This is a genomic window from Hominimerdicola alba (assembly GCF_900112155.1).
Lineage (GTDB): Bacteria > Bacillota > Clostridia > Oscillospirales > Ruminococcaceae > Hominimerdicola > Hominimerdicola alba_D.
This window is the reverse complement of record NZ_FOKQ01000092.1, coordinates 1-2,754: the sequence shown is the minus strand read 5'-3', so window position 1 is coordinate 2,754 and position 2,754 is coordinate 1. Positions and strand designations below refer to the sequence as shown.

At 39.3% G+C, this 2,754-nt stretch carries 5 protein-coding genes; all 5 read left to right on the top strand.

Features of this window, described 5'->3' with window-relative positions:
- The first annotated feature begins 98 nt into the window (after window positions 1-98).
- The 5 genes from BM265_RS19415 (at window position 99) to BM265_RS20500 (ending at window position 2,485) form a co-directional block, all read left to right on the top strand.
- Complete coding sequence (locus BM265_RS19415) at window positions 99-1,061, top strand: CHAP domain-containing protein (RefSeq protein ID WP_074963558.1); 963 nt, start codon at window positions 99-101, stop codon at window positions 1,059-1,061.
- A gap of 33 nt (window positions 1,062-1,094) precedes the next feature.
- Complete coding sequence (locus tag BM265_RS20505; protein ID WP_207647026.1) at window positions 1,095-1,322, top strand: hypothetical protein; 228 nt, start codon at window positions 1,095-1,097, stop codon at window positions 1,320-1,322.
- Between the two features lie 285 nt (window positions 1,323-1,607).
- Complete coding sequence (locus tag BM265_RS19410) at window positions 1,608-1,946, top strand: helix-turn-helix domain-containing protein (protein ID WP_074963557.1); 339 nt, start codon at window positions 1,608-1,610, stop codon at window positions 1,944-1,946.
- Window positions 1,943-2,203: a HipA N-terminal domain-containing protein gene (locus tag BM265_RS19405; protein ID WP_074963556.1), complete on the top strand. Its 261-nt coding sequence runs from the start codon at window positions 1,943-1,945 to the stop codon at window positions 2,201-2,203. The genes BM265_RS19410 and BM265_RS19405 overlap by 4 nt, the downstream gene beginning before the upstream one ends.
- Window positions 2,204-2,275: 72 nt before the next feature.
- A complete protein-coding gene (locus BM265_RS20500; RefSeq protein ID WP_143098800.1) occupies window positions 2,276-2,485 on the top strand; it encodes a hypothetical protein in 210 nt (69 codons plus the stop codon).
- The last annotated feature ends 269 nt before the right edge of the window (window positions 2,486-2,754 follow it).

The following is a 2,754-nucleotide window of genomic DNA, read 5'->3' as shown; positions in this document are numbered from 1 at the left end:
CCATAACTTGGTTCATTTCTTGAACATAACTTTATGAAATACTGAGATTTCGCGAGTATTTACGAGATTTTACAAGATATTTTGAGGAGGTATTATCAATGAATTCGATAAAAAAACTTAGTTGTACAGTTTTGGCAACAGCACTTGCTTTATTAGCTGCGGCTTCGCCCGTCATCACAGAGACCGGTGTTATGACTTCAAGTTATGTCATAACTGCACAGGCAACACAGCTGCTCAACAGTAACTTCAATACTAACTACAAGCTGTCAAGAAACTACCGTCTTGATATCGCTGCAGTTGCCCAGGCACAGAAAGGCAAGACCGGTGCTCAGCTGGGAGCGAAAGAACAATGGTGTGCTGATTTTGTCAGCTCTTGCGCACGCGAAGCCGGCATACCTACGAGTGTTCTGCCGACCAATGGAAGCTGTCAGAGCCTTTATAACTCTCTTGTCAAGGAAAAAGGCGCGTTTTTAGTAAAGAAAGTTGATGATTTGAAACAGGGCGATATCATTTTCTTCGATTTTGATCATCAGAAAACCACACACCATGTAGCCATATATTTGAAGAGAGACGGTAATAAAATAAGCTATATCGGCGGAAATCAGGGCAGTGGTAATAGTTTATCAACAAGAAAGGTCACCATATCCACAGTGACATGGGGCAGCAAGGACATATATGCCGTTGTCAGACCAAATTACCTGAAAAAGAAAAGCAAAACAGGGAAGACCGCTTACGGCGAAGACAATGTAACTTTCTACTATGACGATAATACATACAACAAGTATACCGGCGTAAAGTATTTCAAGAAAAACAATGTTAAGGCAAAAACCCTTGCAAAAGCACTTAAAGAGATCGGCGCAAAGGATTACAGCGAGGACTACTGTGCGACAATAGCGCTGAGAAATGAACTGACTGTATCAGAAGAGGACTATAAGGCTAATAAGTCAAAGTATGATGAAAAGCTCATCAAACTCCTGAAAAAAGGACACCTGATCAAAACAAGAGAATTTTCAAAAGGTGGAAAATGGAGTATAGCTATCAAGACTGGAAAATGTGAGTGAGACAAATATACGAAATTCATTTAACTAGTATCGATGGCTATTGCACGACAAGAAAAAGATCCTGACACTGACATAAAGGCAGTGCCAGGATCTTCTTTTGAGACGGGCATCGGCAAGCAACTTTCTCCGTTCGTTGGTACGCTCCTCACTCCAAAAGTTGCTTTCCATAAAGTTTCATATGGTATCACTTTGTTTCTCTTTGAATTATCTTTTGTTTTTGGAAAGAGTATTTCAAGTATTAGAGAAATATCTGGTGTTTGATTTTGAAATGAGGTGAAAATGTAGCGAAGTTATGATGAAACGACAGGTTTTATTACTGTCTAAATTTTAGACACCTTAAATAGAAGCCAATGATTGGTCAATACCAATATCTGCATGATAATAAACATGAGATATAATACATATAAAAAGCAATACACAGCATATTTATAAAATACAATATATAATATTTTATATCTAAATATCAAAGTTAATAAATAACATATTGTATTTTATATATAAACGCAGTATAATGATATCAACAAGCATATAAGAGGAGCGTTCGTTATGAAAATAAACAAAGAGCTGCAAAATAAAGCCATTGCTGCAGAGCTTGCTTCAAGATTCAAGCAATATCGCATAGATTTTCCGATGACAAGAACAGAACTTGCAGAAAAGTCAATGGTATCGGTAGGTACTATTGCGCGTTTTGAAAATGGCAGCGATATCGGTCTGATAAACCTTATAAAGCTGCTCAAAGCACTGGAACTTGAGGAAAAACTGGATTTGTTGATACCCGATCCTCAGGAACGTCCTTCCTACTATGTTGAAAACAACACTCCTAAAAAGCGTGCAAGAAAACGCAAACAAAACGATGATGACTGGAAATGGGGCGATGAAAAATGATAGAAACGGCAGAAGTGTACCTTTTGGGAACTCGCATAGGGTTTGTTCATCAGGGTGCAGATGATGTTTCGGCTAGCTTTGAATATGACAAAAAGTTTCTGACCAGCGGAATAGAACTTTCACCGTTTAAAATGCCTTTATCCAATAGGGTATATTCATTCCCCGAGCTCAGCCATGTTGAAGCATTTCACGGTATTCCCGGTCTTCTGGCTGATTCTCTTCCTGACAAATTCGGTAATGCTGTCATTGACAAATGACTTGCAGGTCAAGGGCGTTCTCCCGAGTCTTTTACTCCTATTGAAAGGTTGTGTTATACAGGCAAACGCGGCATGGGAGCGCTTGAATATGTTCCGTCTGCCGGACCTATGCAGATAACGGGTGAAGTCGATGTTACCGATATGACAAAACTTGTTTTCGCAAGTGCTTTCCGAAAAAGTAGCACAGTTTTGTCCGATGCGGAAGCAGGCAAAAATGCAGTTGATGGTGATAGGTTCTATGGCAGGCGGTGCAAGAGCAAAAGCTACAGTTGCCTGGAATGAAAAAACAGGCGAGGTCAGATCGGGACAGATAGATGCATGAAAAGGTTTTGACTACTGGCTCATAAATATTGACGGAGTATCAGGCAACAGTATGTCAACACATCGTCTGAAGAGCTTTTCTTCCATAGGATCAATAAGTTCGGACATATCAAGTTGGTTCTTTTTCATGTTGATAGACCTCCTCAAAATATCTTGTAAAATCTCGTAAATACTCGCGAAATCTCAGTATTTCATAAAGTTATGTTCAAGAAATGAACCAAGTTATGGAT

Bases quoted from the DNA above. Each gene is read 5' to 3' on its own strand.
- BM265_RS19415 (WP_074963558.1), top strand. From the start codon at position 99: ATGAATTCGATAAAAAAACTTAGTTGTACAGTTTTGGCAACAGCACTT.
- BM265_RS19410 (WP_074963557.1), top strand. From the start codon at position 1,608: ATGAAAATAAACAAAGAGCTGCAAAATAAAGCCATTGCTGCAGAGCTT.
- BM265_RS19405 (WP_074963556.1), top strand. From the start codon at position 1,943: ATGATAGAAACGGCAGAAGTGTACCTTTTGGGAACTCGCATAGGGTTT.
- BM265_RS20500 (WP_143098800.1), top strand. From the start codon at position 2,276: ATGGGAGCGCTTGAATATGTTCCGTCTGCCGGACCTATGCAGATAACG.
- BM265_RS20505 (WP_207647026.1), top strand. From the start codon at position 1,095: ATGGCTATTGCACGACAAGAAAAAGATCCTGACACTGACATAAAGGCA.